At 72.3% G+C, this 21785-nt stretch carries 20 protein-coding genes and 1 tRNA gene; 7 read left to right on the forward strand and 14 right to left on the reverse strand.

Going from position 1 to position 21785, the window contains the following annotated elements; translation table 11 throughout:
- Positions 1-14 precede the first annotated feature (14 nt).
- The gene (locus tag ACT01A_RS20420) at positions 15-1271 is read left to right on the forward strand and encodes a patatin-like phospholipase family protein (protein WP_445148934.1); all 1257 of its coding nucleotides are present in this window, start codon (positions 15-17) and stop codon (positions 1269-1271) included.
- 49 nt (positions 1272-1320) lie between these two features.
- Positions 1321-2577, forward strand: a complete 1257-nt coding sequence (locus ACT01A_RS20425; RefSeq protein ID WP_445148935.1) for a hypothetical protein — start codon at positions 1321-1323, stop codon at positions 2575-2577.
- 15 nt (positions 2578-2592) lie between these two features.
- On the opposite strand, the gene ACT01A_RS20430 is transcribed toward ACT01A_RS20425, so the two are convergent.
- From ACT01A_RS20430 to ACT01A_RS20440, 3 genes are read right to left on the reverse strand one after another with little or no spacing between them, the layout of a single operon-like run.
- Positions 2593-2835: a DUF6411 family protein gene (locus ACT01A_RS20430; protein ID WP_445148936.1), complete on the reverse strand. Its 243-nt coding sequence runs from the start codon at positions 2833-2835 to the stop codon at positions 2593-2595.
- Positions 2836-2845: 10 nt separating this feature from the next.
- Positions 2846-3985 carry a pyridoxal phosphate-dependent aminotransferase gene (locus tag ACT01A_RS20435; RefSeq protein ID WP_445148937.1) on the reverse strand — a complete coding sequence of 380 codons (1140 nt, stop codon included), beginning with the start codon at positions 3983-3985 and terminating at the stop codon, positions 2846-2848.
- Between the two features lie 25 nt (positions 3986-4010).
- Complete coding sequence (locus ACT01A_RS20440; protein ID WP_445148938.1) at positions 4011-4487, reverse strand: hypothetical protein; 477 nt, start codon at positions 4485-4487, stop codon at positions 4011-4013.
- Between the two features lie 50 nt (positions 4488-4537).
- On the opposite strand from ACT01A_RS20440, the gene ACT01A_RS20445 reads away from it, so the two are divergent.
- Entirely contained in the window at positions 4538-4876 is a 339-nt protein-coding gene (locus ACT01A_RS20445) for a putative quinol monooxygenase (RefSeq protein WP_445148939.1), read from the forward strand.
- A 61-nt stretch (positions 4877-4937) separates the two neighbouring features.
- Here the strand turns inward: ACT01A_RS20445 and ACT01A_RS20450 are convergent, their stop codons facing one another.
- Both ACT01A_RS20450 and ACT01A_RS20455 read right to left on the reverse strand, forming a co-directional pair.
- A complete protein-coding gene (locus tag ACT01A_RS20450) occupies positions 4938-6731 on the reverse strand; it encodes an AMP-dependent synthetase/ligase (protein ID WP_445148940.1) in 1794 nt (597 codons plus the stop codon).
- Positions 6732-6817: 86 nt separating this feature from the next.
- Positions 6818-7000: a hypothetical protein gene (locus tag ACT01A_RS20455; RefSeq protein ID WP_445148941.1), complete on the reverse strand. Its 183-nt coding sequence runs from the start codon at positions 6998-7000 to the stop codon at positions 6818-6820.
- A 137-nt stretch (positions 7001-7137) separates the two neighbouring features.
- On the opposite strand from ACT01A_RS20455, the gene pdxR reads away from it, so the two are divergent.
- Complete coding sequence (gene pdxR, locus ACT01A_RS20460; protein ID WP_445148942.1) at positions 7138-8553, forward strand: MocR-like pyridoxine biosynthesis transcription factor PdxR; 1416 nt, start codon at positions 7138-7140, stop codon at positions 8551-8553.
- Here the strand turns inward: pdxR and ACT01A_RS20465 are convergent.
- Positions 8550-9302 carry a Nif3-like dinuclear metal center hexameric protein gene (locus ACT01A_RS20465; RefSeq protein WP_445148943.1) on the reverse strand — a complete coding sequence of 251 codons (753 nt, stop codon included), beginning with the start codon at positions 9300-9302 and terminating at the stop codon, positions 8550-8552. The genes pdxR and ACT01A_RS20465 overlap by 4 nt on opposite strands.
- Before the next feature lie 152 nt (positions 9303-9454).
- On the opposite strand from ACT01A_RS20465, the gene ACT01A_RS20470 reads away from it, so the two are divergent.
- The 3 genes from ACT01A_RS20470 to ACT01A_RS20480 all read left to right on the forward strand — a co-directional run bounded on the left by ACT01A_RS20470 (position 9455) and on the right by ACT01A_RS20480 (position 11431).
- The gene (locus ACT01A_RS20470) at positions 9455-11098 is read left to right on the forward strand and encodes a sigma-70 family RNA polymerase sigma factor (protein WP_445148944.1); all 1644 of its coding nucleotides are present in this window, start codon (positions 9455-9457) and stop codon (positions 11096-11098) included.
- Entirely contained in the window at positions 11095-11343 is a 249-nt protein-coding gene (locus ACT01A_RS20475) for a hypothetical protein (RefSeq protein ID WP_445148945.1), read from the forward strand. Before ACT01A_RS20470 ends, ACT01A_RS20475 begins: the two co-directional genes overlap by 4 nt.
- A 14-nt stretch (positions 11344-11357) precedes the next feature.
- Positions 11358-11431: transfer RNA gene (locus ACT01A_RS20480), tRNA-Pro, on the forward strand.
- Positions 11432-11504: 73 nt separating this feature from the next.
- On the opposite strand, the gene ACT01A_RS20485 is transcribed toward ACT01A_RS20480, so the two are convergent.
- The 8 genes from ACT01A_RS20485 to ACT01A_RS20520 form a co-directional block, all read right to left on the reverse strand.
- Positions 11505-11741: a hypothetical protein gene (locus ACT01A_RS20485; protein WP_445148946.1), complete on the reverse strand. Its 237-nt coding sequence runs from the start codon at positions 11739-11741 to the stop codon at positions 11505-11507.
- Positions 11742-12356: 615 nt separating this feature from the next.
- Positions 12357-13382 (reverse strand): helix-turn-helix domain-containing protein, encoded by a 1026-nt coding sequence (locus ACT01A_RS20490; RefSeq protein ID WP_445148947.1) that lies wholly within the window; start codon positions 13380-13382, stop codon positions 12357-12359.
- 169 nt (positions 13383-13551) lie between these two features.
- Complete coding sequence (locus tag ACT01A_RS20495) at positions 13552-14133, reverse strand: carboxymuconolactone decarboxylase family protein (protein WP_445148948.1); 582 nt, start codon at positions 14131-14133, stop codon at positions 13552-13554.
- Between the two features lie 117 nt (positions 14134-14250).
- Complete coding sequence (locus ACT01A_RS20500; protein WP_445148949.1) at positions 14251-16953, reverse strand: hypothetical protein; 2703 nt, start codon at positions 16951-16953, stop codon at positions 14251-14253.
- Positions 16953-19112, reverse strand: coding sequence for a hypothetical protein (locus tag ACT01A_RS20505; protein WP_445148950.1), 2160 nt, complete (start codon positions 19110-19112; stop codon positions 16953-16955). Before ACT01A_RS20505 ends, ACT01A_RS20500 begins: the two co-directional genes overlap by 1 nt.
- Before the next feature lie 203 nt (positions 19113-19315).
- Positions 19316-19996: a hypothetical protein gene (locus ACT01A_RS20510; protein ID WP_445148951.1), complete on the reverse strand. Its 681-nt coding sequence runs from the start codon at positions 19994-19996 to the stop codon at positions 19316-19318.
- Entirely contained in the window at positions 19993-20820 is an 828-nt protein-coding gene (locus tag ACT01A_RS20515) for a PhzF family phenazine biosynthesis protein (RefSeq protein ID WP_445148952.1), read from the reverse strand. Before ACT01A_RS20515 ends, ACT01A_RS20510 begins: the two co-directional genes overlap by 4 nt.
- Positions 20821-20836: 16 nt before the next feature.
- Entirely contained in the window at positions 20837-21745 is a 909-nt protein-coding gene (locus ACT01A_RS20520; RefSeq protein ID WP_445148953.1) for a DMT family transporter, read from the reverse strand.
- Positions 21746-21785 lie beyond the last annotated feature (40 nt).

Raw genomic sequence — 21785 nt, forward strand, 5'->3', positions numbered from 1 at the left:
CGATCTGTTGCGAAATGGGCAAGGTCGTCAAGCTCGAACCCGCCGCAACGCCGAAGGGTGCGCCCCGGCGGCGGCGTCCGCGCCGGTCGAAGACCGCGCTGGTGCTGGGCGGCGGCGGCTTCACCGGCGGCGTCTACGAGATCGGCGCGCTGCGCGCGCTGGACCTGCTCTCGGTCAACCGCACCGTCAACCAGTTCGACGTCTACGTCGGGACGTCCGCCGGGTCGTTCGTGGCCGCGCTGGCCGCCAACGGCGTGACGCCCGAGGAGATGATGCGGGTCGTCAACCAGCAGGTGCCGACCCCGTTCCGCGACATCGACCTCGGTCAGCTGCTGCGCCCGAACGTCAAGGAGTACGTCCGCAAGGGCGTCGCGCTGCCGTGGAAGGCGGTGTCCGTCATGCGCGAGCTGGCGCCGCAGCTCGGCTCGGTCTCGGTGATGGACTTCGCGCTCGGCCTCGCCGAGGGGTTGCCATCTGGCGTGTACTCGGGATCGGGCCTGGAGTCCTACATGCGAACGGTCCTGAGCGACCCCGACCGCTCCGACGACTTCCGGCTCCTGGAGCCCGAGCTCTACCTCGCGGCGACCGACCTGGACACCTGCGAGCGGATCGTCTTCGGCGCCAACGACTGGGACGACGTCCCGATCTCGACCGCCGTGCGCGCGTCCACCGCGCTGCCGATGGTCTTCAAGCCCGTCCGCGTGCGCGACCGCGAGCTGATCGACGGCGGCATCGTCTCCACGACCAACCTGGACATCGCCGTCGAGGCGGGCGCGAAGTTCATCGTGGTGGTCAACCCGCTCGTCCCCTACGTCAACGACTTCACCGAGCGCGTGTCCGGGCTGCTGGGCTCGCGGCCGCGGCACGTGTCGGACATGGGCCTGCCGCAGATCGGCTACCAGGCGTTCAAGCTGATGGCCTACCAGCGCCTCCACGAGATGGCCAAGCAGTGGGAAGAGCGCTACCCGGGCGTCGACATCGTGCTCATCGAGCCCGAGCCCAACGACGAGCTGATGTTCCAGACGTCGATCATGAACTTCACCAAGCGCGTGGACATCGCGCGCCACGGCTTCCAGTCGGTGACGCTGAAGCTCGCCTCCGACTACGACAACTTCAAGGAGATCTGCGACCGCCACGGGATCGAGATCTCGGCGACGCGGGTCCGCAAGGTCGTCAAGCACTTCGCCGCCGAGCAGGAGAAGACACGGGCGTGGCGCAAGATCCTGGAGCAGACCACGGGCACCCTGCTGCGCCAGAGCGGCGGGTCGTAGGGCCGGGCGCAGCGCAACTTCTGCACTTCTTCGGTTTTCTTGCGGGGAGATGCCCCGCACCTTCGCCTTCATCGTCGCGCTCGCGCTGCTGGTCCTCGCCTCCGTGGGAGGCTCGGTCGCCTTCGCCGCCGACCCGCCGCTGGCCAACACCGGCTCCGCCAAGGAGATCGGGCAGACGCAGGCGACGCTGGTCGCGACCGTCACGCCGCGCGGCAGCGCCACGTCCGTGCGCTTCGACCTTGGGACCGCGACGTCTTACGGGTTGCAGTCCTCGTCCAAGGACATCGGGTCGGGGACCGATCCGGTCACGGTCGAGATCCCGGTGCAGGGGCTCACGCAGAACACGACCTACCACTTCCGCGTGGTCGCAACGAGCGACGGCGGCACGGTCAACGGCGGCGACGCGACGTTCAAGACCGCGGCGACGGTGACGGCGCCGGCGGTCTCGACCGGCGGCGTGGCAGAGGTGGGCACGACGGCGGCGACGCTGACCGCGGCGATCAACCCGCACAGCGCCTCCACGTCCTACAAGTTCGAGTGGGGGACGTCGAGCAAGCTCGGGACCTCGACGCCGACCGGCACGCTCGGCGCGTCCACACGCTCTTCGACGGTGCGCACGCGGATCGGCGGCCTGGCCGCGGGCAAGAAGTACTACTACCGCGTCGTCGCGACCAACGCGGCGGGCACGTCGCGTGGCTCGACGCGCACGTTCAACGCTGCCTCGACCGCGACGTCGGCGACGCTGAGCGCCTCGTCGGACCGCGTCACCTACGGCAAAGGCGTGACGCTGAGCGGCAAGCTCGGCGGCTCGAAGATCTCGGGCGTCACGGTCAAGCTCCAGACCACGGCGTTCCCGTTCAGCTCGCCGTTCGCCGACACCGGCAACGCGCTGAAGTCCAACAGCAAGGGCGAGTACACGTTCTCGCTGCCGGTCGTCACGCAGACGACCCGCGCGCTGGTCGTCGTCGACGGCCTGCCGCCGTTCTTCTCCACGCCGGTCACGATCCGCAGCGCGGCCCGGACCGGCATCACGTCGCTGACGCGTCGCGTCAACGGCCAGGTCGTCGTGCGCGGCCGGATGGTCCCGGCGACCTCCGGCGGCGTCGTCGCGCTCCAGCGCCAGTCGGCCAACGGCGCGAAGTGGCTGCCGCTCAAGCGCGCAAAGACCCGCGCCGGCGGCGCCTACTCGATCACGCTGCGCGCCCGCAAGAACGCGATGTCGATCCGGGCCGTGGGCCTGCCGCACGACGGCGGCGCCCACGTGTCGGGCGCGTCGCGCACCGTGAAGATCGCCGCGCGGCGCTAGCGCCGCGCGCGCCGACTACAGCGGCAGCTTGCCGCGGCCCTTGCGCCCGCCCTCGGCGGACTTGTTCATCATCTTGGAGCTGGTGCGGAAAGGCTTGGAGAGCCAGTCGCCGAGCTTGCCGGGGGCCTTGGAGGCGCCGCGAGAGCCGACGCCCGCGGTGCGGGTGGCCGCGTTCTGCGGGTGACGGGAGAGGCGCGGTGCCAGAAAGGCGAGGAGCGCCAGCACGACGCAAAGGACGATGACTCCTGCGATGACCATGTCCGAGGGACTACCCGGAAACGGCGATGTCCAGCGCGCGAAGCAGGCGGTCGACGTGCTCGGGGAGGTGGGGCACGGTGATCCGGACGCGATCGGGCGCGCCGACGGAGGTCCCGGTCTGGACGATCACGCCGGAACGGTGCAGCGAAGCGGAGAGCTCGGCGGCCCTGTCGCGGCCGGATGCGGTCACCCAGAGCACGTTGGCCTGCGAGGCCGGAAGCTCGAAGCCGCGCTCGCGCAGCGCGGCGATCAGCGGCGTGCGGTGCGCGGCGATCTGCGCGGCGCGGCGCTGTGGCGTGTCGCCACGGGAGCGCAGCGCCTCCAGCGCGCCGGCCTGCGCCAGCTCGTTGACGCCCAGTTCCGGCGCGAGCTGCTCCAGCAGCGGCTCGGCACCCGGCCCGCCGAGCGCGTAGCCGCAGCGCAGCCCGGCCAAGCCCCAGGCCTTGGAGAACGTGCGGAAGATCAGCAGCCGCGGGAAGCGCTCCAGCAGCGCGAGCGTCGCGTCGACCTCTTCGGCGTCGACGTAGTCGCGCAGCGCCTCGTCGAGCAGGACCACCACGCGTTCGGGCAAGGCCTCCAACAACTGCTCCAGCGTGTCGACCGACAGCAGCTCGCCGGTCGGGTCGTTCGGGTTGCAGAGCGCGACCAGGCGCGTGCGGTCGGTGACCGCGGCGAGGATCGGCTCGACGCCGAAGCCGTTGACCGGCACCGCGGAGGCGCGGGCCTGGCGGGCCATCACGGGATACAGCGGGTACGACGGCCACGGCGTGATCAGCTCGTCGCCGTCCTCCAGCAGCGCGCCTGCCGCCTCGGACATCAGCGCCGCGGTGCCGTCGCCGACGACGACGCGGTCCTCCGCCAGGCCGTGGCGGTGGGCCAGCTCGGAGCGCAGCTCGGCGCTGGAGCGGTCCAGGTAGCGGTGCAGGCCGCGCCGCGCCGCGAAGGTGATGGCGTTGACGATCGCCGGGTGCGGGTACTCGGGCCACGTCGTGCGGGAGAGGTCCAGCGGCTCCTGGCGCGAGAGCTCTTTCGCGCGCCGCTCGGCGGCTGCCTCGCGCAGGTCCGCGTTGACCTCCTCCTCGCTGAGCCCCTCAAACTGGCGGTAGTAGCCGAGGAGGCCGCGCTTCTTGGGCTGCTGCTGCTCGGCCATGGGGTGGGTGGGGCCGGCTCCCCGGTCAACCCTGGCCGGGCATCACCGAGGAGCCCGGGCCGTTGATGACGATGAACCAGAACGAGAAGATCGCGGCGCAGATGATCGCCGTCGTGGCGAAGACGCGGCCCAGGACGCCGGAGCGCTGGTCGATCCCGGCGGCACGGCGCACGAGGATCCACGCGCGGTCGATGCGCTTGAGCAGCATCAGCCCGCCGAAGAGCACGGTCAGCATCACCGCGAAGGCGACGAGGATCGCGAAGCCGACGCTGCCGGTCCAGTACTGGACGCGCGCCGCGACCCACAGCGAGCCGGCCGGGATCGGGCCCCAATAGAGCAGCGTGACGAAGATCTCCAGGGCCAGCAGCGCATGGCCGAGCCACCGGTCGATACGCCGGCGCGCGGCGGTGCCACGCTGGGGGAGGGCGCGGTACTTCGTCGGCGCCGTCCCCGGGCGGCGGCCGATGAACAGCCCGCCGTTGTCGGTGGGATCCGTCCTCACAGACCTAAGGGTACGGCTTCGTCTGCGGAAAGGTGCCAGGATCCTTCGGCGTGAGCCTGAACGTCCATGCGGAGATCCACGGGCTGGCGGGGCGCGCGGGGGAGTTGCGCGATCTGCTGGCCGAGCACGCGGCGCGGTTGCGCGCTGCTGACGGGTGCCTCGGGGCGTCCGCGGCGGAGGTCGTCGGCGAGGTCGCCGAGTTCCTGTTGATCGCGCGCTGGCGCGATGAGGAGGCGCTGCGAGCGCACTACGTCACGCCGGAGTTCACGCGCTACGTGACGTCGATCGGCGAGCTGCTCGCGCGGCCGAGCGACGTCACGCTGGCGGAGGTCGCCCGAGAGGTCCGCGCGCAGGCGGACCTCTCAGAAGACCCGACGCGTCAGGGTTAGGCGGAGCCCTCGGAGTACAGCCCGTCGAAGAGCGGCGCGATCTTCGACCTCCCCAGCACGCCTAGCCTTCGCCGTAGAGGTCGTCGAAGATTGCCTCGTACTTGTCGTTGACCACGTTGCGCTTGACCTTCAGGGTCGGCGTCAGCTCGCCGGTCTCCTGGGAGAGGTCGTGGTCGAGGATCGCGAACTTCTTGACCTGCTCGACCTGCGCGTACTTCGCGTTGGCCGCGTCGAGGATGCCCTGGATCAGCGCGCGGACCTGGTCGTTCTCGGCGAGCGCCGGGATCGAGCGGTCCTCGATGCCGTTCTGCTCGGCCCAGGGGACGATCTCCTCCTCGTCGAGCGTGATCAGCATCACGGGGAACGGGCGGCGGTCGCCGTGCATGACCGCCTGGGAGACCCAGCGCGACTGCTTCAGGTCGTTCTCGAGGTTGGCCGGCGTCAGGTTCTTGCCGCCCGCCGTGATGATGATGTCCTTCTTGCGGCCGGTGATCGACACGAAGCCGTCGGCGTCGACCGAGCCCAGGTCGCCGGTGTGCAGCCAGCCCTCGTCCACGGCGCCGAACGACGCGTCGTCGTTGCGGTAGTAGCCCTGGAAGATGTTCGCGCCGCGGATCAGCAGCTCGCCGTCCTCGGCGATCTTGACCTCGACGCCGGGCAGCGGCTTGCCGACCGTGCCGAACTTGTGGTCGTCGGGCCGTGAGGAGGTCGCGACCGTCGACGTCTCGGTCATCCCGTAGCCCTCCATCACCGGGATGCCGCAGCCCCAGAAGAACTCCAGGATCTCGGGCGCGATCGGCGCCGCGCCGGTGACCGCCTCGCGGATCCGGCCGCCGAACAGGCCCTTGACGAACTCGGCCTTGGGCGCGACCGGCGCGAAACGCTCGGTCAGCTCGGCCGGGACCGCCTCGCCGCGGATGAGCTTGTCCTGGATCTCGCCGCCGGCGGTCCGGACCAGCTCGAGCTCCTCGGCCGACAGCTGCTGCTGGGCCAAGGTGTAGATCTTCTCGAAGATCCGCGGGACCGACGGTAGGTAGGTCGGCTTGACCTCCATCAGCTCGCCGACGATCGCCTTCGTGTCGCCGCCGTAGTAGGCGATCGCGGTGCCGCGGTCGGCCGCGCCGAGCAGGATCAGCAGCGCGAACGCGTGGGCCAGCGGCAGGAACAGGTAGACGAGGTCGTCGCCGCCGTCGAACAGGCCGCGCTCGCCGACCATGTCCAGCACCGAGCGGTAGTTGCCGTGCGTGAGCACGCAGCCCTTCGGCGGGCCGGTCGTCCCCGACGTGTAGATGAAGGTGTAGGGGTCGTCCTTGCCGATTGCGGCGGTGCGGTCGGCCAGCAGGTGCGCGTCACGGCGCTCGCCGCGGCCGCGGACGTCGTCCAGCGAGATGGCGTCGGCCACGTCGCCGGACGGGTCGACGACGACGATCTTGCGTAGCGACGGCAAGCGGTCGCGGACGGCGGTGATCTTCGCCACCTGCTCGGCGTCCTCGCAGACGATGATCACCGCTTCGCTGTTGCCGGCGACCCACTCGCACTCCTCGGGCGAGTTGGTGGGGTAGATCGGGACGACGACCCCGCCCGCGGCGGAGATCGCCAGCGACGCGTAGGACCATTCGGGGCGCGTGTTCGCGAGGATCGCGACGCGCTCTCCGGGCTGTAGGCCCAGGGCGATCAGGCCGAGGCCGATCTCCCCGACGATCTCTCCGACCTGGGCAAAGGTGACGTCACGCCAGGCGCCGTCGACCTTGTACTTGACGGCGACGCGGTCGCCGAACTGCTCGGCGGCCTTCGCGCTGAGGTCCGCGATCGTGATCGACCCGGTCCCCTGGGCAGGCGTGGTGCCAGCCTCCATGGTGCTCCTCCTCCGTTGACACCCTCTCGGCGGAGAAGTCTAAGGTCCGCGCGCCTGGCGCGCGAGGGGCATGCCGCGCACCGCTGTTAAGCGGTGGCCTCCGAGGGAGCGGGGGCAGGAGCCCGGTCTTGCAAAGACGCCAAGAAGAGCGTCTTGTCGATGCGGCCCTGGAAGATCGGGACGCCCATCTCCATGCACTTGGCGATGACGTCGCGCCGTTCGAGACCGGACTCGCGGGCCATCTCGGTCGGCGTGAGGTGAATAGCCATTGGCATGCCTCCTATGTGGGGGGAGTTGGTGACGGTTGCAACGTAGCGCGACCCACGGACGGCGACAAGCCAGTTCGGCAAACGCACAGATTCCGGTCCGACAAGCGACGGGAGCCTGCCGTGCAAGAGTCCTGCACATGACGTCCACGGAGAGCCTGGGGCTGGAGCTGCTGGTGGTGGTCGACCGCGCCGACGGACGATCGTTGCGCGCGCAGCTCGAGGACCAGCTCCGCGACGCGATCCGCCGTGGCGCGCTGCACGCGGGCACCGTGCTGCCGTCGACGCGGGCGCTGGCGCGGGAGCTCGGCGTGTCGCGCGGGGTGGTCGTGGAGGCCTACGCGCAGCTTGCGGCCGAAGGCTTCCTGGTCGCGCGCACGGGCGGGGAGACGCGGGTCGCGGAGGTCGCGCGCGAGGAGGCCGGGCCGGATGGCGGTGCCGGGAAGCCGGCGGTCGCCGAGCGCGTGCCGCCGCCGGTGCGCTTTGACTTCCGCACCGATGCCGCCGACCTGGCGGCGTTCCCGCGGCGCGCGTGGGCGGCGGCGGTCCGCGACGTTCTCCGTGACATGCCCGACGTGGCGCTCGGCTACGGCGATCGCTGCGGCGCGCCGGTGTTGCGCGCGACGCTCGCGGCGTACCTGGGCCGTGCGCGGGGCGTCGCGGTGGAGGCCGAGCACGTCGTCGTGACGACCGGGATCACGCAGGCGATCGCGGTGCTGGCGCGGGCGCTGCGGCGCTCCGGCGTGCGCGCGATCGCCGTCGAGGACCCGGGCTTCCCGTTGCATCGGATGGTTCTCGCGCGCGAGGGGCTGCGCGTGGTCCCGGTCCCGGTCGACGCGGGCGGGATGGTCGTGGAGGCGCTGGACGCGCTGCCCGACGTTGGCGCCGTGCTGGTGACGCCTTCTCACCAGATGCCGCTGGCGATGGCGCTGGCGCCGGAGCGGCGGGCGGCGCTGGTCGCGTGGGCGGCGGCGCGCGACGGCTGGGTCCTGGAGGACGACTACGACGGCGAGTACCGCTTTGACCGCGACCCGGTTGCCGCCCTGCAAGCGCTCGCGCCCGCGCGGGTGATCTACCTCGGGTCGGCGAGCAAGACGCTGGCGCCCGCGCTGCGGCTGGGGTGGATGGCGGTCCCGCCGGAGCTGTATGAGGCGGTGGCCGACGCGAAGCTGCTGGCCGACTCCGGCTCGCCGCAGATCGACCAGCTCGCGCTTGCGTCCTTTGTCGAGCGCGGCGAGCTCGACCGCCACCTACGGCGGATGCGCGCGCGGTACCGGGCGCGGCGCGACGTGCTGCTGCCGGCGTTGGCCGAGCACGTGCCGGAGATCGCGGTGGAGGGGATCCCGGCCGGGTTGTACGTGTCGGGACGGCTAGATGATGGGGTTGCCTTGGGGCCGCTGCTGGCGCGGGCGTGGCGGTCCGACGTGGGGCTGCTGGGCTTCGAGCACGGCGGCGTCGCGCGGGTGCTGTTGGGCTACGCGAACCTGCCGGAGCCGTCGGTGGTGCCGGCGGTGCGGGCGTTGGCCGAGGTGATTCGGCCCGCCCACCCCGGCTAAATCGGGTTCTCGACGTCGATGTAGGTGTGCTCCACGCCGAACTCGGCGGCCAGGATCTCGCCCAGGCGCCTGACCCCGAAGGTCTCGGTCGCGTGGTGGCCGGCGGCGATGAAGTGGATGCCGGCGTCGGTGGCGATCGAGAAGCCGCGCTCGGCGGGCTCGCCGGTGAGGAACGCGTCGAGGCCGAGCGCGGAGGCTTCGAGGATCGAGTCGGTCGCCGCGCCGGAGACGATGCCGAGCGTGCGGATCCGCTCTGGGCCCGCGGGGACGACGAGCGGGGCGCGGCCGCCAACGGCGCGGGTGGTGCGCTCGGTCAGTTCGGCGATCGTAATGCCGTCCGGCTCGGGGAAGCTGACGCGGAAGCCGTACTCGGCGAACGGCTGTGGGTCCTGGCCGCCCAGCGCCTGCGCGAGCAGCGCGTTGTTGCCGTGCTCGGCGTGGGCGTCCAGCGGCAGGTGGTAGGCGGCGAGCGCGACGTCGTGCTTGATCAGCGGCGCGAGCCGGCGGTGCAGAAGCGGCGTGATCTCCTGCGGGTCGCCCTTCCAGAACAGCCCGTGGTGGACGACGATCAGCTGCGCGCCCGCGGCGATCGCGGCGTCGATCAATCGACCATTCGCTGAGACTCCGGTGACGACCGTTCGAACCTCGACCGGGCCGGGTACCTGGAGGCCGTTGGGGCCATAGTCGCGGAAGTCGTCGATTGCGAGCAGCCGGTCCAGGTGGTCGACGAGTTGTGTGAGCTCTGGCATGAGGGGTATGGGAAACGCTACATTTCCGCCCAGCGTGACCTGGGGAGGTCGCGGGCAGGCGGGAGACAGGGACTGGGATCTTGGCAACGCTCGCATCACCGGGAGTCTCCGCGACGGCGCGGAGTCGACCCGACGTCACCGACCACGATCTGGTGCAGGCCGTCCGGGCAGGGGACGACCACGCCTTCGAGCGCCTGTATCACCGCTATCACCGGCGGATCAGCGCCTACATCTTCGGGATGGTCCACGACCACGGCCGCGCGGAGGACCTCACGCAGGAGGTCTTCGTCAACGCGCTGCGGCGCATGCGCGCCACCGATCGGCCGATCGTCTTCAAGCCGTGGGTCTACGAGATCGCCAAGAACGCGTGCATCGACCAGTTCCGGCGCACCTCGCGCGCCGAAGAGGTCTCGATCGACGCGGAGGACGGCGCCGGCCTGGCGCCTTCTGATCAGGGCAAGCTCCACGCGCGCGGGCAGACGCCCGACGCCGCGGTCGAGTCCAAGCAGCAGCTGGCCGACCTTCAAGGCGCGTTCGGCGGGCTCTCGGAGGCCCACCACCAGATCCTGGTGATGCGCGAGCTGGAGGGGCTCTCCTACCGCGAGATCGGCGAGCGCCTCGGCATGTCGCGCCCGTCGGTGGAGTCGACGCTCTTCCGCGCACGGCGCCGGCTGACCGAGGAGTACGAGGAGCTGCGCACCGGCGAGCGGTGCCTGCGGATCCAGGGGATCATCGAGGGCGCCAGCGCTGGCTCGCTGGGGATCCGCGACCAGCGGCGCGTCGGCTCGCACATCACGCACTGCCAACCGTGCCGCAAGCACGCGGTCATGGCAGGGCTGGACGCGGGCGCGATCGCGCGCCGTCCGGTGCGGGCGCGGATCGCGGCGTTCCTGCCGCTGCCGGGCTTCCTCAAGCGGCTGGTCGGCGGCAGCGGCGACGCCTCCGACGTCGTCGCGGGGCACACGCTGGCGGCCACGGCCGCCCAGCACGGCGACGCGATGGCCGGCTGGATGAAGGCGGGCGCGGTCGCGGCGGCGGTCGCGCTGGCGGGTGCCGGCACGGCCGGTATCTCGCACGTGACGAGCGCGGACGGCGCCAAGCCGTCGGGCGACACGGCTGGAAAGGCCGCAGACGCGGTCCGGGGCGGCGGCGCGAGCGGCGCGTTTGAGCGGTCGGCGGCGGCGGCGAGCGCCGCGGGCGCAGGCGCTGCGGGGACGGGATCGAGCGCCGGCGGCGGGTCGTCGTCCTCGCACGTGACCAAGGCGCGTGGCGGCACGTCGCACTCCAGCTCGGCGGGCATCGGGTCCACGAGCGGTCCGGCCGGTGCGGCCGACGGCTCAGGCTCGGGCGCCGGCAAGGGCTTCTCGGGTGACTCTTCGGGCAGCGGCGGGTCGTCGGCGGACAAGGGCAGCAGCGGCAGCGGGTCCAAGGAGACCGCGTCGTCGTCCGCGACGCCGTCGAAGGGCTCGTCCTCGGGGAGCGGCTCGACGTCGACCACGACGACCGCGACCGACCCGGTCACCAGCACGGTCACCGAGACCACGACGGCGGTCACCGGCGGCGGCTCGTCGCAGCCGCTGGTCGATCCGAACCTCGGCGCCCTCACGGGCGGCGGGTCTTCGGAGCCGCCGGCGTCGACGGGCGAGGTCGTCTCGGGCACGACCGACGCGGTCGGCGGGGCGGTCGGCGGCCAGGTCGGCGGCGTCGTGCAGGGCGCGGGCGAGGCCGTTGGGAACACCGTCGACCAGACCCTCGGCGCGGTCGGATCGATCCTGGGCGGCGGCAAGAAGCAGTGAGCGAGACGGAGGCCGACCTCCTCGGTTCGCTCACGGAGACCGGCCTCTACTCGATCGGCGCGTTCTTCGCCGATCGCCACCCCGAGCTGTGCGACGACGTCATCGCCGAGGCCCAGGCGATCGAGGATCTGGGCCTCGCCGCATGGGCCCATCGGGAGAGCACGACCATCGACCACGCCTTCCAGACCCTCGTCACCGGCCTCGCCGTCCGCTACTACAAGGCCGTCGCAGGCACAGCCAGTTAGACTGAACTTCACCTCGGGGCGTGGCGCAGCCTGGTAGCGCGCGCCGTTCGGGTCGGCGAGGTCCCCGGTTCGAATCCGGGCGCCCCGATGAGGCAGCACCAAGAAGCACCAGAAGGGCCGCGCACCCGACGCGGCCCTTCGCCGTTCTGGGCCCAGCCACCTCAAGCCGTCGCGGCGCTCAACGCGCTGCGTGCGTAGGCGAGGCAGATCACCTCGATGCGCGCTGCCGGGACGGCGGCGCGGAGCGCCTCGCTCGCCATGCGGATGCCGGGTGCGCCGCGCCGACCGAAGAGCGTGGCGAAGTGGCGCAGCCCGATCGCGGTCGCTGGGCCGGCGATGGGGTCGGAGGCCAATCGGGCGAGCGTGCCACCGACCTCGTCGGCGATCGTCGTCTGCATCAGGCGGAAGCAGTCGGCGGCGTCCTTGTCGTTCCAGGCGATCGCGACGCGGCTGTTCCAGGCGATCGATGATCTTGTAGGCCTTGGCGATGAGCAGCGCCGCGCTGCCTGCGACCTTGGCCTCCACGCTGCGTCCGTCCGCTGGGGCCAGCGCAGCGATCACCATCGTGTCGTGGTCGACGAGCGCGGCCTCCAGCCCGGCGGTCTTTCGGGCCGCGCGCGAGCCGTGCGCGCCGAGGCGAGCACCACGCGTGCCTACCGGCGAGGCGACGTCCCGCGGCACGATCAGATCGACCGGCACGAGGGCCGGGACGCCGTCGATCTCGAGCTCGCGCACCCAGGCGCCAGGCCCGGCCGCGCCCGTGCGCTGGTCGAGGTGGAAGTCGGCACTGGACATCGCCGCCTCGAGCAGCGGGTCGTCGTCCAGCTGACGCGGATCGATGGCCAGGTCGCCATCGGTCGTGTACGGAGAGATCGCGAGGTCCGCGTCGCCGGTGCGGAGGTAGATCGCCTGAGCCCCGGCGACGATCACCGCATCGGCGTGCGGCCGCAGCGCCTCGAGCGCGTCCAGGAGCACGCCCCGCGCGGCAACGTATCGTGGATCGACCGGTTCGCTCACGCCGTCCACGGCGGCAGCGTGTTCAGCCGCCAGCCGTCGCCGAGAACCAGCTCGTCCAGCAGCGCTGCGCCCTCCGAAGGCATCCGGCCGGCTCCTGCCAGGCAGTCGACGACGACCTGCGCGGGGGCTGCATAGGTGATCCCGGCCACGGTCTCGGTGCGCCGCCAGACGACGTCGTCGAACGGCTGCAGCAAGACGACGTTGGCGGCCTCGTCGGTGGGCAGCAGCCGCAGCTCGGCCGCGGTGCGCTCGACATCGCCGGCGAACGCCACGAGCTGAGACGGCGCGGCGACTGGCGCGCGGCGCACCGCGGCGAACGATCCGGTGACCGCGACCGGGCTGCTGACCCCGTCCAGTTCGGCGAGCGCCGTGCGGGCGCCGTTCGATGCGATCCACCACGTGGCCGCATTGGCCTTGAAGAGGTCGTAGTTCTGGGCCCAGGCGCGCAGGAGGCTGACGACGTCCACGTCCTGTACGGCGCCGCGTGGCCCGCGCTCGACGAGCGCCTCGCGGTCGAGCGTGTCGAGCAGGCGGGAGACGTAGCCGGGGGTGAGCGCGGTGGCGGTGGCCAGCTCGCCGACGCCATACGGCGGGCGGATCTCCGCGAGGGTACGGATCAGCCGCCCGGCCTTGCCGCCGCGTAGTCCGGCTCCGGCGCGAGAGCGCGGTGCGGGGTCACGTGCGGCGCCGGTCGTGTGGATGAACACTGCCGGGTTGGTCAGACGGAGGTCGACGTTGCCGGTCAGGTCGAGATAGTTGAGGTCGTCCATGCGCAACGCCTCGCGGGTGCGCTCGCTCAGCCACGGCGCGACGACCAGGATGGGCACGTACGGCGACGCGCGACGCAGCGAGCGTAAGAGACCGGAGGACATCGCATCGACGTCCCGCGGGCGCAGCGTGGCCCTGACCTCCACGACGAGACGCGACGCGCTGCCGTTGGGCTCGGCGAGCACGATCTCTGTGCCGGCGCCGTCGTCGGGTGTCGCGCTCTGGGCGCGCCTCGCCGACCAGCGCTCGGGCAAGCGCTCGTTGAGCGAGGAAATCGCTGCCTCGAGAAGCGAGGTTTCCTGGATAAGAGGATTTGCTGACACTGTCAAGGCGGCAGTCTACAGCAATATTTCCTGAAATAGACGATTTGCTAACGACGCAAATACGAGAAACGGGGAAACGATGGGTCGCAGTAGCGGTCGGTCAGGACGGTACGGCTGTCCGGCCCGCGCTCGCCGGCAGCGCGCACGCGCGGGTGCCGCTGAAGCCTCCGGGCTCGATGGCGAGGCCGGTGTTGAGGCGGGCGCGGAGGTTCTCCCAGGCGATGAGGTAGGAGAGCTCGATGAGGCCGTGGTCGCCGAAGCGGGTGACGAGGGCGGAGATGGTCTCCGGGGCGGAGATGGCCGGTGTTGCGGTGAGCTGCTCGGCGAAGGCGATGACGAGGAGCTCGTCGGTGGAGAAGAGGCCGGAGGGCTCAGGGTCGTGGAGGGCGAGGAGCTGCGCGTCGGTGAGGCCGGAGCGGCGGGCGTACTCGGAGCCGATGTCGATGCAGAAGCGGCATTCGACGATCGTCGCGGCCTTGAGCACGGCGAGGTGCATGAGCGGCTCGGGGACGGCGCCGGGGCGTTCGACGGCGCGGTTGAAGAGGCCGAACCAGCGCAGGAGGCGCGGATGGCGGGCGTAGATCGCGGTGGACTCAGCGATCGGCTCGCCGTAGAGGCGGCGCGCGGACCAGATCGTCAGGCGCGCCTGGAGGCCGGTGGCCGGAGTGATGGGCGACGGCATGCGGTCACGTTAGATGTCCGCCAGCGTTCACGACAGGACCGGTTGCGCACGGCGCGGCCGGACCGGTGGGGGCCGGTCCGACCGCGCGCGCGGGGTGACCGCCTGGTCTCTAGGCGGTCACGACTTGGTGGCCTTGGTCTTCGCCTTGGCCTTGGTCGCCTTCTTGGTGGTCTTGGCCGCGGCCTTCACGCACGGCACCGGGATCGTGCGCGAGCGCGTCGCCCCGTTCTGGCCCGTGAAGCTCACGCTCGCGGACGCGCCGCCGCACGGGAGCTTCGTGGTCTCCAGGATCGACCGCTTGCCGTAAGGCAGGTCGAGGTCGAACGCGGAGATCGGGACGTCGGGGATCGACCCGAAGGTCGTCGTCACGCGGCCGGCCTTCGACAGGCTCGTCGAGCCCTCCAGCGCGATCGTGATCCCGCCCCCGCGCAGGACCGCCACCAGCGATGGCAGCGTCGTCGAGTTCTGCACCAGGTAGACCGGGCCCTTGAGCGCCGTCGCACCGAGGATCGGCGTCGTCGCCGACGCCCCGCCGACCTGCGACGCGGCCGGGCAGGCGTCCGCCGCCAGCTGCGCCGGCAGGCACAGCTTGCCCAAGGCCTTCAACTTGACGCCCATCTGCTTGGGCAGGCCGAACTTCACGACCTTCAGGTTGGCCTGGCCCCGCGTCTGGGTCAGCCCGACGTGCAGGCCCGCGCCGGCGGTCTTGGTCGACGGCTTGGCCGTCGCCTTGATCGACGGCGCGAACTTCAGCGCCTTGCAGCCGTCCAGCCCGAAGCGGCTGGTCAGCGTCCGCGACTCGGCGCCGCCGGCGCTGGTCGCCGTCACCCCGATCGCCGCGTCGCCGCAGCTCGTCGGGTTGAGCATGAACCCGTCGCGGTCGAGCGTCAGCCCGATCGACCGCAGCCGCAGCGGGATCCCGCCGACGATCTGCGGCAGCGGGTCGGTCTCGACCGTGATCCGCGCGTCGGTCCGCGCCACGCGCACCGCCGACCGCACGACGACCGTGCCGAGGTCGTACGGCCCGGCGATCGCCGGGACGACGAGGCTGAGCCCGAACGGCGCGCCCTTGTAGCCCTCGGTCAGGTACGCGGTGCCCTTCAGCCGCAGCGGGTGCGTGCCCGCCCCGGCCGCGACCTCCACGGTGCCGACGCGCGACGCCGCCCCGCACGCCCCGGCCGACGCAGCGCCCGCGCCGCACAGCGGCACCGAGCCGATCTGCGCGGTCAGGCCCGCCGGCAGGGTCACCGACGAGATCGCGCCCAGCGCCGCGGTGCGATCCGCACGCGCGACCTGCAAGGCGAAGGACGTGCTCGCCCCGGCCTTCGCGTTGGTCACGCCCGCGGTCGCCGAGGGGGCGAAGCCGCCGCTCGCGCAGTCGCCGCCGCCCAGCGCCACCGGCGCCGTCAGCGCCACCGGCGCGGTGCCCGACCACGGCGTCAGCGCCGCGGTCGCGTTGGCCGTACCGCACGCCGCGGGCGACGCCAGCACCGCGCGCGGGCCGCCGTCGAAATGCAACGTGAAGGACTTGAACGGCTGCTGCGGGGTGTTGGCGAACGTCGTGGTCAGCTGCCCGGTGGCCGGATCGGCGGCGATGTCGCCCGCCAGCTTCAGCCGCACGCCGCTGCCCGCGACCGACACGTACACCTTGAAGTGCCCAGCGCCGTCGGACGGCCCGAGGTAGATCGGACCCGTCAGCGGCGAGGCGAGGATCGGCGAGACGATCGTCGCGCTGCCGACCTTCGACCCGTCCGGGCAGCGCGGCGCGGACGCCTCGCCGATGCCGACGCCGGCCGCGTCACAGGTCTGTAGCCCGTCCGCCGCCGACGGCGAGATCGTGTAGCCCTCGGGCAGCGTCACCACCGTGTCGCGCACGTCGGCCGAGGCGATCCCGTCGGCGTCGCGCTCCTGCGGCACCGTGACCGCGACGTCCAGGCCGGTCGGCGCGTCGGCCGACGTCGCCTGCGGCGTCACGCTCACGCTCGGCGCGAACGGCACGTCACCGCAGTCGGTCGGCGCCGGCGAGGTGACCTCGCGCGTGACGAACTTCGACGGCTCCGTCCACGACGAGACCGACAGCTTCGTCGTCATCGGCTCGCACGACGTCGGGTTGCGCAGCAGCGGCACCCGCGGCGTCGATACCGAGGCCGAGCACGTCGAGCCCATGCCGGAGAAGTCCAGGCAGCTCCCGCGCAGCGCGTCGTGTGACGGGTCGGATGGCACGCCCCACAGCGTCAGCGTCTGGCCGCGCACGCGCGCGCCCTGGTTGACGCCCTCGATCAGCGTGTCCAGCCCGCCGTCGCCGGCGCGGACGCCGAAGCCGATCTTCACCTGCGGGAAGATCACCGCGAACCCGAAGACCGCGGGCTCGTCGGCCGTCGGCGCGACGTTGTACACCGCGAACGTCAGCGGGCTGTAGCCGTAGCCGCCGATCAGGTCGGCGTCGAGGACGGCCACGCCCACCTGCGTGTCGTCGGGGCACGTCGCCCCGCCCATCAGGCCCGCGCCGAACGTCGCGGCCGGGCACTGCGGGACGCCCGCGGCATCGCCGACCAGGCCCGCGGGCAGCGACAGCCGCACGGTCTTGAACGGCGCGACCGGCCGCTCCCCGTAGGTGGGGTCGTTGACCGTGTTGAACGAGAACGACGTCGAGACGTCGGGATGCGCGCCGGCCCGGTTGTCGGTGCTCGTCACCGTCAGGCTGTCGGGCCCGAACACGGGATCGTCGGCGTGCGCGGCCGGAACGGCCGCACCGCCCAGCGCGGTCACGGCGGCGGCCAGGGCGGCCGCGCGCCGGAGGGTCGTCTTCACCATCGTCATCACGCGGCCTTCTTGGTCTGGCGCAGGACGAGCGTCATGCGCGCGGTCTTCTTGGTGTTCGAGCAGGAGACGACGACCGTCACGGTCAGCCTCCCGGAGCGCTTCAGCGAGCTGCGCGCCTTCGACGACAACTTCAGCGCGAGCTTTACGGACCCGGCGCTCTCGCGCCCGGCCGTGGCCGACGCGACCGTCGTCGCCTTCTTGGCGCCCCGCAACGTCGCGGTCGCCTTCGCCGCGAGCACGGTGCTGTCGCTCACCCTCACCGACAACGACAACTTGCCGGTCCGCGCGAACGTCGCACGCGACGCCGCGCTGACCTTGGACACCGAGAACGTCGGCGCCACGTCGTCGGCCGACGCAGCGGCGCTGCCGTCGACGGCGGTCAGCGACGCGGGCGCGCCCGGTGCCGGCGCGTCGGGCGCCAGCGGGCCGCGGCACGCCTCGCCGGCGCACTCCGCCGGGGGCTCGATGACCGGGAAGCCGCCGCCGATCCGCGCGTCGTAGACGTCCGCGACGCCGCCGTCGCGGTCACCCCGGACGAGCGTGTCGTGGGTGCGGATGAACACGTCGCGTCCGTCGGCCGAGTTGTCGACCACGTGCGCGTCGGTCTTGGTCCCGACCGAGATCACGTGCAGGGCGCCGTCGGTCTCGTGGGCGTAGACGTCGAACGCGTCGTCGGTGTCGTCGGCGGTCAGCCGCTCGGCGCTCTCGAAGAACAGCGTGCCGTCGTTGGCGTAGGCTCGGGGCTGGAGCTGCTGGTTGCCCTGCATGTCGCGCAGGCCGCCGGTGTACGTCGAGCTCACGCCTGCGGCCGGGCAGGACACGCACGTCACGGTCGAGCCGACCGCGTACTCATAGACCTGGCCGCGCCCGCCGTTGGGATCGCTCGTGAGCGCGCTGCTGCTCGTGAACGCCAGGCGGCGGCCGTCGGGCGAGATCGACACGGGGTTGGCGAACTCGCCGTAGAACCAGAGGTTCGAGTCGACCGTCGACAGCGTCGCGATGAAGTGCGGCGCGCCGACGCCGGCGACGAACAGGTTCGGCTGGCCGGCGGTGGCGTCGGCCGAGCCGAGCGTCGCGGTCGTGACGAAGTAGATCCGGCTGCCGTCGGCCGCGCTGCGCATGACGCCGCTGAACGCGTCGCCGTTGCCCGGGTCGAGCTCGGCGAGCAGCTGCAGGACGTCGTTGTCGAGGTCATAGGCGTACAACCCGCCGTGGGCGGCGCCGTCGACCAGCGGCTTGTCGGCGGTGAAGAAGACGCGGCTGCCGTCCGTTGACGCCGCGACGAACTGCGCATTGGCACCGCTCACCGGGCCGCGCGGGTCGCCCGCGATGTGCGAGGCCGAGACGAGGTCGGTGGTCCGGCCGCCGATCCGCACGTAGAGCTGGCCGTCGACGGCGAAGAAGATCCGCGAGCCGTCGGCCGAGATCGCCCGCGCGTCACCGGGTGCGTAGGTGTAGGCGTAGCTGTTGGCGGTGCGCCCATCGCCGAAGACGGCGTTCGGGTTGGTGGGGTTGGTGGTGCCGGCGGGCAGCACGCTGGCGACGCGCAGCTTGCCGTCGACTAGCTCGTAGACGCGGTTGACGCCGCCGGGGACGCTCGGGAGCAGCTGCTTGGTGGACTCCAGCACGACGTGCCGGCTGTCGGCCGAGCGGCCGGCGTAGAACGCGGGCGCCGGGTCGGTGTCGGGCAGCGTCGGCGAGGGCGTCAGCCAGGTCGCGACGCCGCCGGTGGTCGAGAAGGCGTCCGGCGCGCCGTTGCGGTCCTGGGCGGCCAGCGAGGTGCTCGCGCCGGCGGTGTAGAAGGCGACCCGGAGGTCGTCGGAGACGTCGTTGGGGAAGATCGCGTCCAGCAGCCCCGGACCGGGGCTGGCGTTGGGCGCGCCGAGCGTCACCGTCTGCCAGCCGCCGGCGGAGCGGTGGGCGCTGTAGTAGGTGGCGACGACGTTGTTGTTGGTGTCGCCGTAAGCGCCGAGCGACATGAAGGCGACGTGGTCGCCGTCGTCGCTGGACCGCAGCCCGGCGAGCACGTCGGCGCCGTGCTTGTCGACCGGCGAGACCTGCTCGTAGGCGCGGGGTGTGGTGGCGACCGAGGCGGCAGCGACGGGGACAGCCGTCACCGCCAGCGCGCTGGTGAGGCCGAGCGTGAGCGCGCTCACGGCACGGCCAGATCGCCGGCGAAGCCGGCGAGGAGCAACTACTGGCACTACATCTCCTCCTGCTGGGACGGGACGCTCAGGGGTTGCGTGGGGCGCACCCGAGCGGACAGGCGGCTACAGTAAACGCCCACGTTCCCTTTGACAAGTGGAGCACGGGGATACCGGCTGTCAGGGCGCGGACGGGGCGGTTGTCTTCGCCGCTGCTAGCCCGCGTGGAACCAGACGTCGGCCGCCGCGGCAGCGCGCAGTGCGGCGGCGCCGTCGTTCAGGACCGGCTCGCCGTGGGTGACGAGGACGTGCTTGGGCTCGAGGTCGAGCAGCGGCTGGAGGGTCGGCGCGAAGCGATCGCGGTAGAACGCGCGGCGGCTGGGCTCGTCGGCGTCGAAGGACCACATCCGCAGCTCGCCTTCGGGCGTGGCGACGACCGCGTCGCCGAACGCGAGCGCGCCGTGGGCCGGGAAGAAGAGCGGCGTCTCGCCGCGGCGGGGCTTGCCGATCGCGTGGGCGCGGACGCCGTGCGGGCCGGGCGCGCCGCCGGGCTCCAGCTGGGTGAAGCGGACGCCCGCGTCGGCGAGGCGCTTGCCGGCCTGCGGCGGGCCGTGGACGGTGGCGTCGTAGCGGGCGGCGAGGGCCGCGGCGGAGCGGACGTGGTAGCCGATCGTGATGAAGATGTATGTCTTGCTCGCCGTGTTGGCCAGCGCGTCGAGCTGCGCGGCCGTCGCCGCACCCTCCTCGTCGGCCAGGACCAGCGGGTCGACCAGCAGCAGGTCGCCGTCGGCGATCAGCGCGTAGGAGCCGACCTCGCGGCCGAAGTCGTCGCGGGTCGGGTGCCAGTCGGGGTGGCGCGCGGTCCAGCGGTGGATCGCGGGCGCGATCTCCTTCACGACGCGCTGATCTCCACCGCGGCGCCGGTCACGTGCACGCCGCTGTCCGGGTCCGGGTCGAGGTCGACGAGCAGGAGGCTCGGGCGGCCCATGTCGTCACCCTGGTGGATGGTGATCCGCACGGGCGCCTCGACCAGGCCGAGCGCGCGCAGGTAGGCGCCGAACGCGGCGGCGGCCGCGCCGGTCGCCGGATCCTCGAAGACGCCGCCGACCGGGAACGGGTTGCGCGCGTGGAACGTGGTGGCGTCCTCGCGGTAGACGAGCGCGACCGTCGTGAGGTCGTGCGCGTTCATGTAGTCCTTGAGATCGTTGAAGTCGTAGGACAAGTCGGCGAGGCGCTCGCGCGTCGCCGCGGCGAGGATCAGGTGGCGCGCGCCGGCGTAGGCGACGCGGGGCGGGAGCGCGTCGTCGAGGTCATCGGCCGACCAGCGCAGCGCCGCCAGCGCGCGGCCGACGATCGGCGCGTCCTGCACGTGCGGGGCCACGCTGGTGAGCGTCGCGGTGATCGTGCCGCCGTCCTCTTGTTGGGTGCGCACCGTGATGTCGCCCGCGGCGGTCTTCAGCACGCGCTCGCCCGGGCCGTCGCGCTGAGCCAGCGCGACCGCGGTGGCGATCGTCGCGTGCCCGCAGAACGGCACCTCGATCTCGGGGCTGAAGTAGCGGACCGCGTCGCCGTCGACGAACGCGGTCTCCGAGTAGCCGACGCCGTTGGCGATCGCCTGCATCTCCTCGGCGTTCAGCCCGCCGGCGTTCAACACCACGCCCGCGGGATTCCCGCCCTGCGGGTCGTCGGTGAAGGCGGCCAGGCGGAGGATCTCGGGCATGTTCGGTGGAGCCTACTCAGTGGCCGCGCCGGGCCAGCGCAGCACCGCTGAGGCAGAGCGCCCCGCCCAGCAGCGCCAGGTCGGGTGGGGTCTCGCCGAAGTAGGCCCAGCCGAACAGCGTGGCCAGCGGCGGGACGAGGTAGGTCGTCGCGCCCATCCGCCCGGCGCTGGTCTGTGAGAGCGCGTAGGCCCAGGTCGTGAAGGCCAACGCGGTGGGGAAGAGGCCGAGGTAGGCGGTCCAGGCGAGGGCCTCGGCGGAGGCGCGTCCAGCCTCGTCGATCAGGGTGGGCGCGAAGGGCAGGCAACAGACCGTCCCGATCGCGCAGGCCAAGAACGTGACCGTGAGCGGCGAGGAGGTCGCCAGCAGCGGCTTCTGGGCGATGACCGCGATCGCGTAGGTCAGCGCGGCGAGGAGGCAGAGCGCGACGCCGACGCTTGGCGTGAGGCCGTCGCCGTCGCTGGTCGCGATCCCGATCAGGATCGCGCCCGCGAAGGCGATCGCGCACCCGGCGACCAGCGTGCGCGGGAAGCCCTCCTTGAGCACGACGCCCGCCAGCACCGCGATCAGCACCGGGCCGACGTTGACGAGCATCGCGGCGGTGCCGGCGTCGACGTGGCGCTCGCCCTCGTTGAGCGCGACGTTGTAGACGCCGAACCAGAGCACGCCGACCATGAGCAGGCGAGGGAGGTCCTGGCGCGGCGGGAGGAAGGCCGCCTGGGTCGCGCCGGCCTGTCGGCGCTGGAACATGACGAGCGCGCCGAGCGCGGCGGTCCCGAGCAGCAGGCGGCCGAGCGTGAGGGCTCCGGCGGAGAGGTCGTGGCCGGCGGCGCGGATGCCGACGAACGCGGACGCCCAGAGGACGACGGTGGTCAGGGCCGCCGCGAGGACGAGCGGGGGCGTGCGGGTCGTGGTGAGCGTCTCCATGCCTTCGGAGACGCTAGAGGGGGGACGGTTCGGACCGCGC

The sequence above is a fragment of the Baekduia sp. Peel2402 genome, assembly GCF_052567285.1.

Coding starts and splice junctions, on each gene's coding strand:
- ACT01A_RS20420 (WP_445148934.1), top strand. CDS start 15: ATGGGCAAGGTCGTCAAGCTCGAACCCGCCGCAACGCCGAAGGGTGCG.
- ACT01A_RS20425 (WP_445148935.1), top strand. CDS start 1,321: ATGCCCCGCACCTTCGCCTTCATCGTCGCGCTCGCGCTGCTGGTCCTC.
- ACT01A_RS20430 (WP_445148936.1), bottom strand. CDS start 2,835: ATGGTCATCGCAGGAGTCATCGTCCTTTGCGTCGTGCTGGCGCTCCTC.
- ACT01A_RS20435 (WP_445148937.1), bottom strand. CDS start 3,985: ATGGCCGAGCAGCAGCAGCCCAAGAAGCGCGGCCTCCTCGGCTACTAC.
- ACT01A_RS20450 (WP_445148940.1), bottom strand. CDS start 6,731: ATGGAGGCTGGCACCACGCCTGCCCAGGGGACCGGGTCGATCACGATC.
- ACT01A_RS20455 (WP_445148941.1), bottom strand. CDS start 7,000: ATGGCTATTCACCTCACGCCGACCGAGATGGCCCGCGAGTCCGGTCTC.
- pdxR (WP_445148942.1), top strand. CDS start 7,138: ATGACGTCCACGGAGAGCCTGGGGCTGGAGCTGCTGGTGGTGGTCGAC.
- ACT01A_RS20465 (WP_445148943.1), bottom strand. CDS start 9,302: ATGCCAGAGCTCACACAACTCGTCGACCACCTGGACCGGCTGCTCGCA.
- ACT01A_RS20485 (WP_445148946.1), bottom strand. CDS start 11,741: ATGCAGACGACGATCGCCGACGAGGTCGGTGGCACGCTCGCCCGATTG.
- ACT01A_RS20495 (WP_445148948.1), bottom strand. CDS start 14,133: ATGCCGTCGCCCATCACTCCGGCCACCGGCCTCCAGGCGCGCCTGACG.
- ACT01A_RS20500 (WP_445148949.1), bottom strand. CDS start 16,953: ATGACGATGGTGAAGACGACCCTCCGGCGCGCGGCCGCCCTGGCCGCC.
- ACT01A_RS20515 (WP_445148952.1), bottom strand. CDS start 20,820: ATGCCCGAGATCCTCCGCCTGGCCGCCTTCACCGACGACCCGCAGGGC.
- ACT01A_RS20520 (WP_445148953.1), bottom strand. CDS start 21,745: ATGGAGACGCTCACCACGACCCGCACGCCCCCGCTCGTCCTCGCGGCG.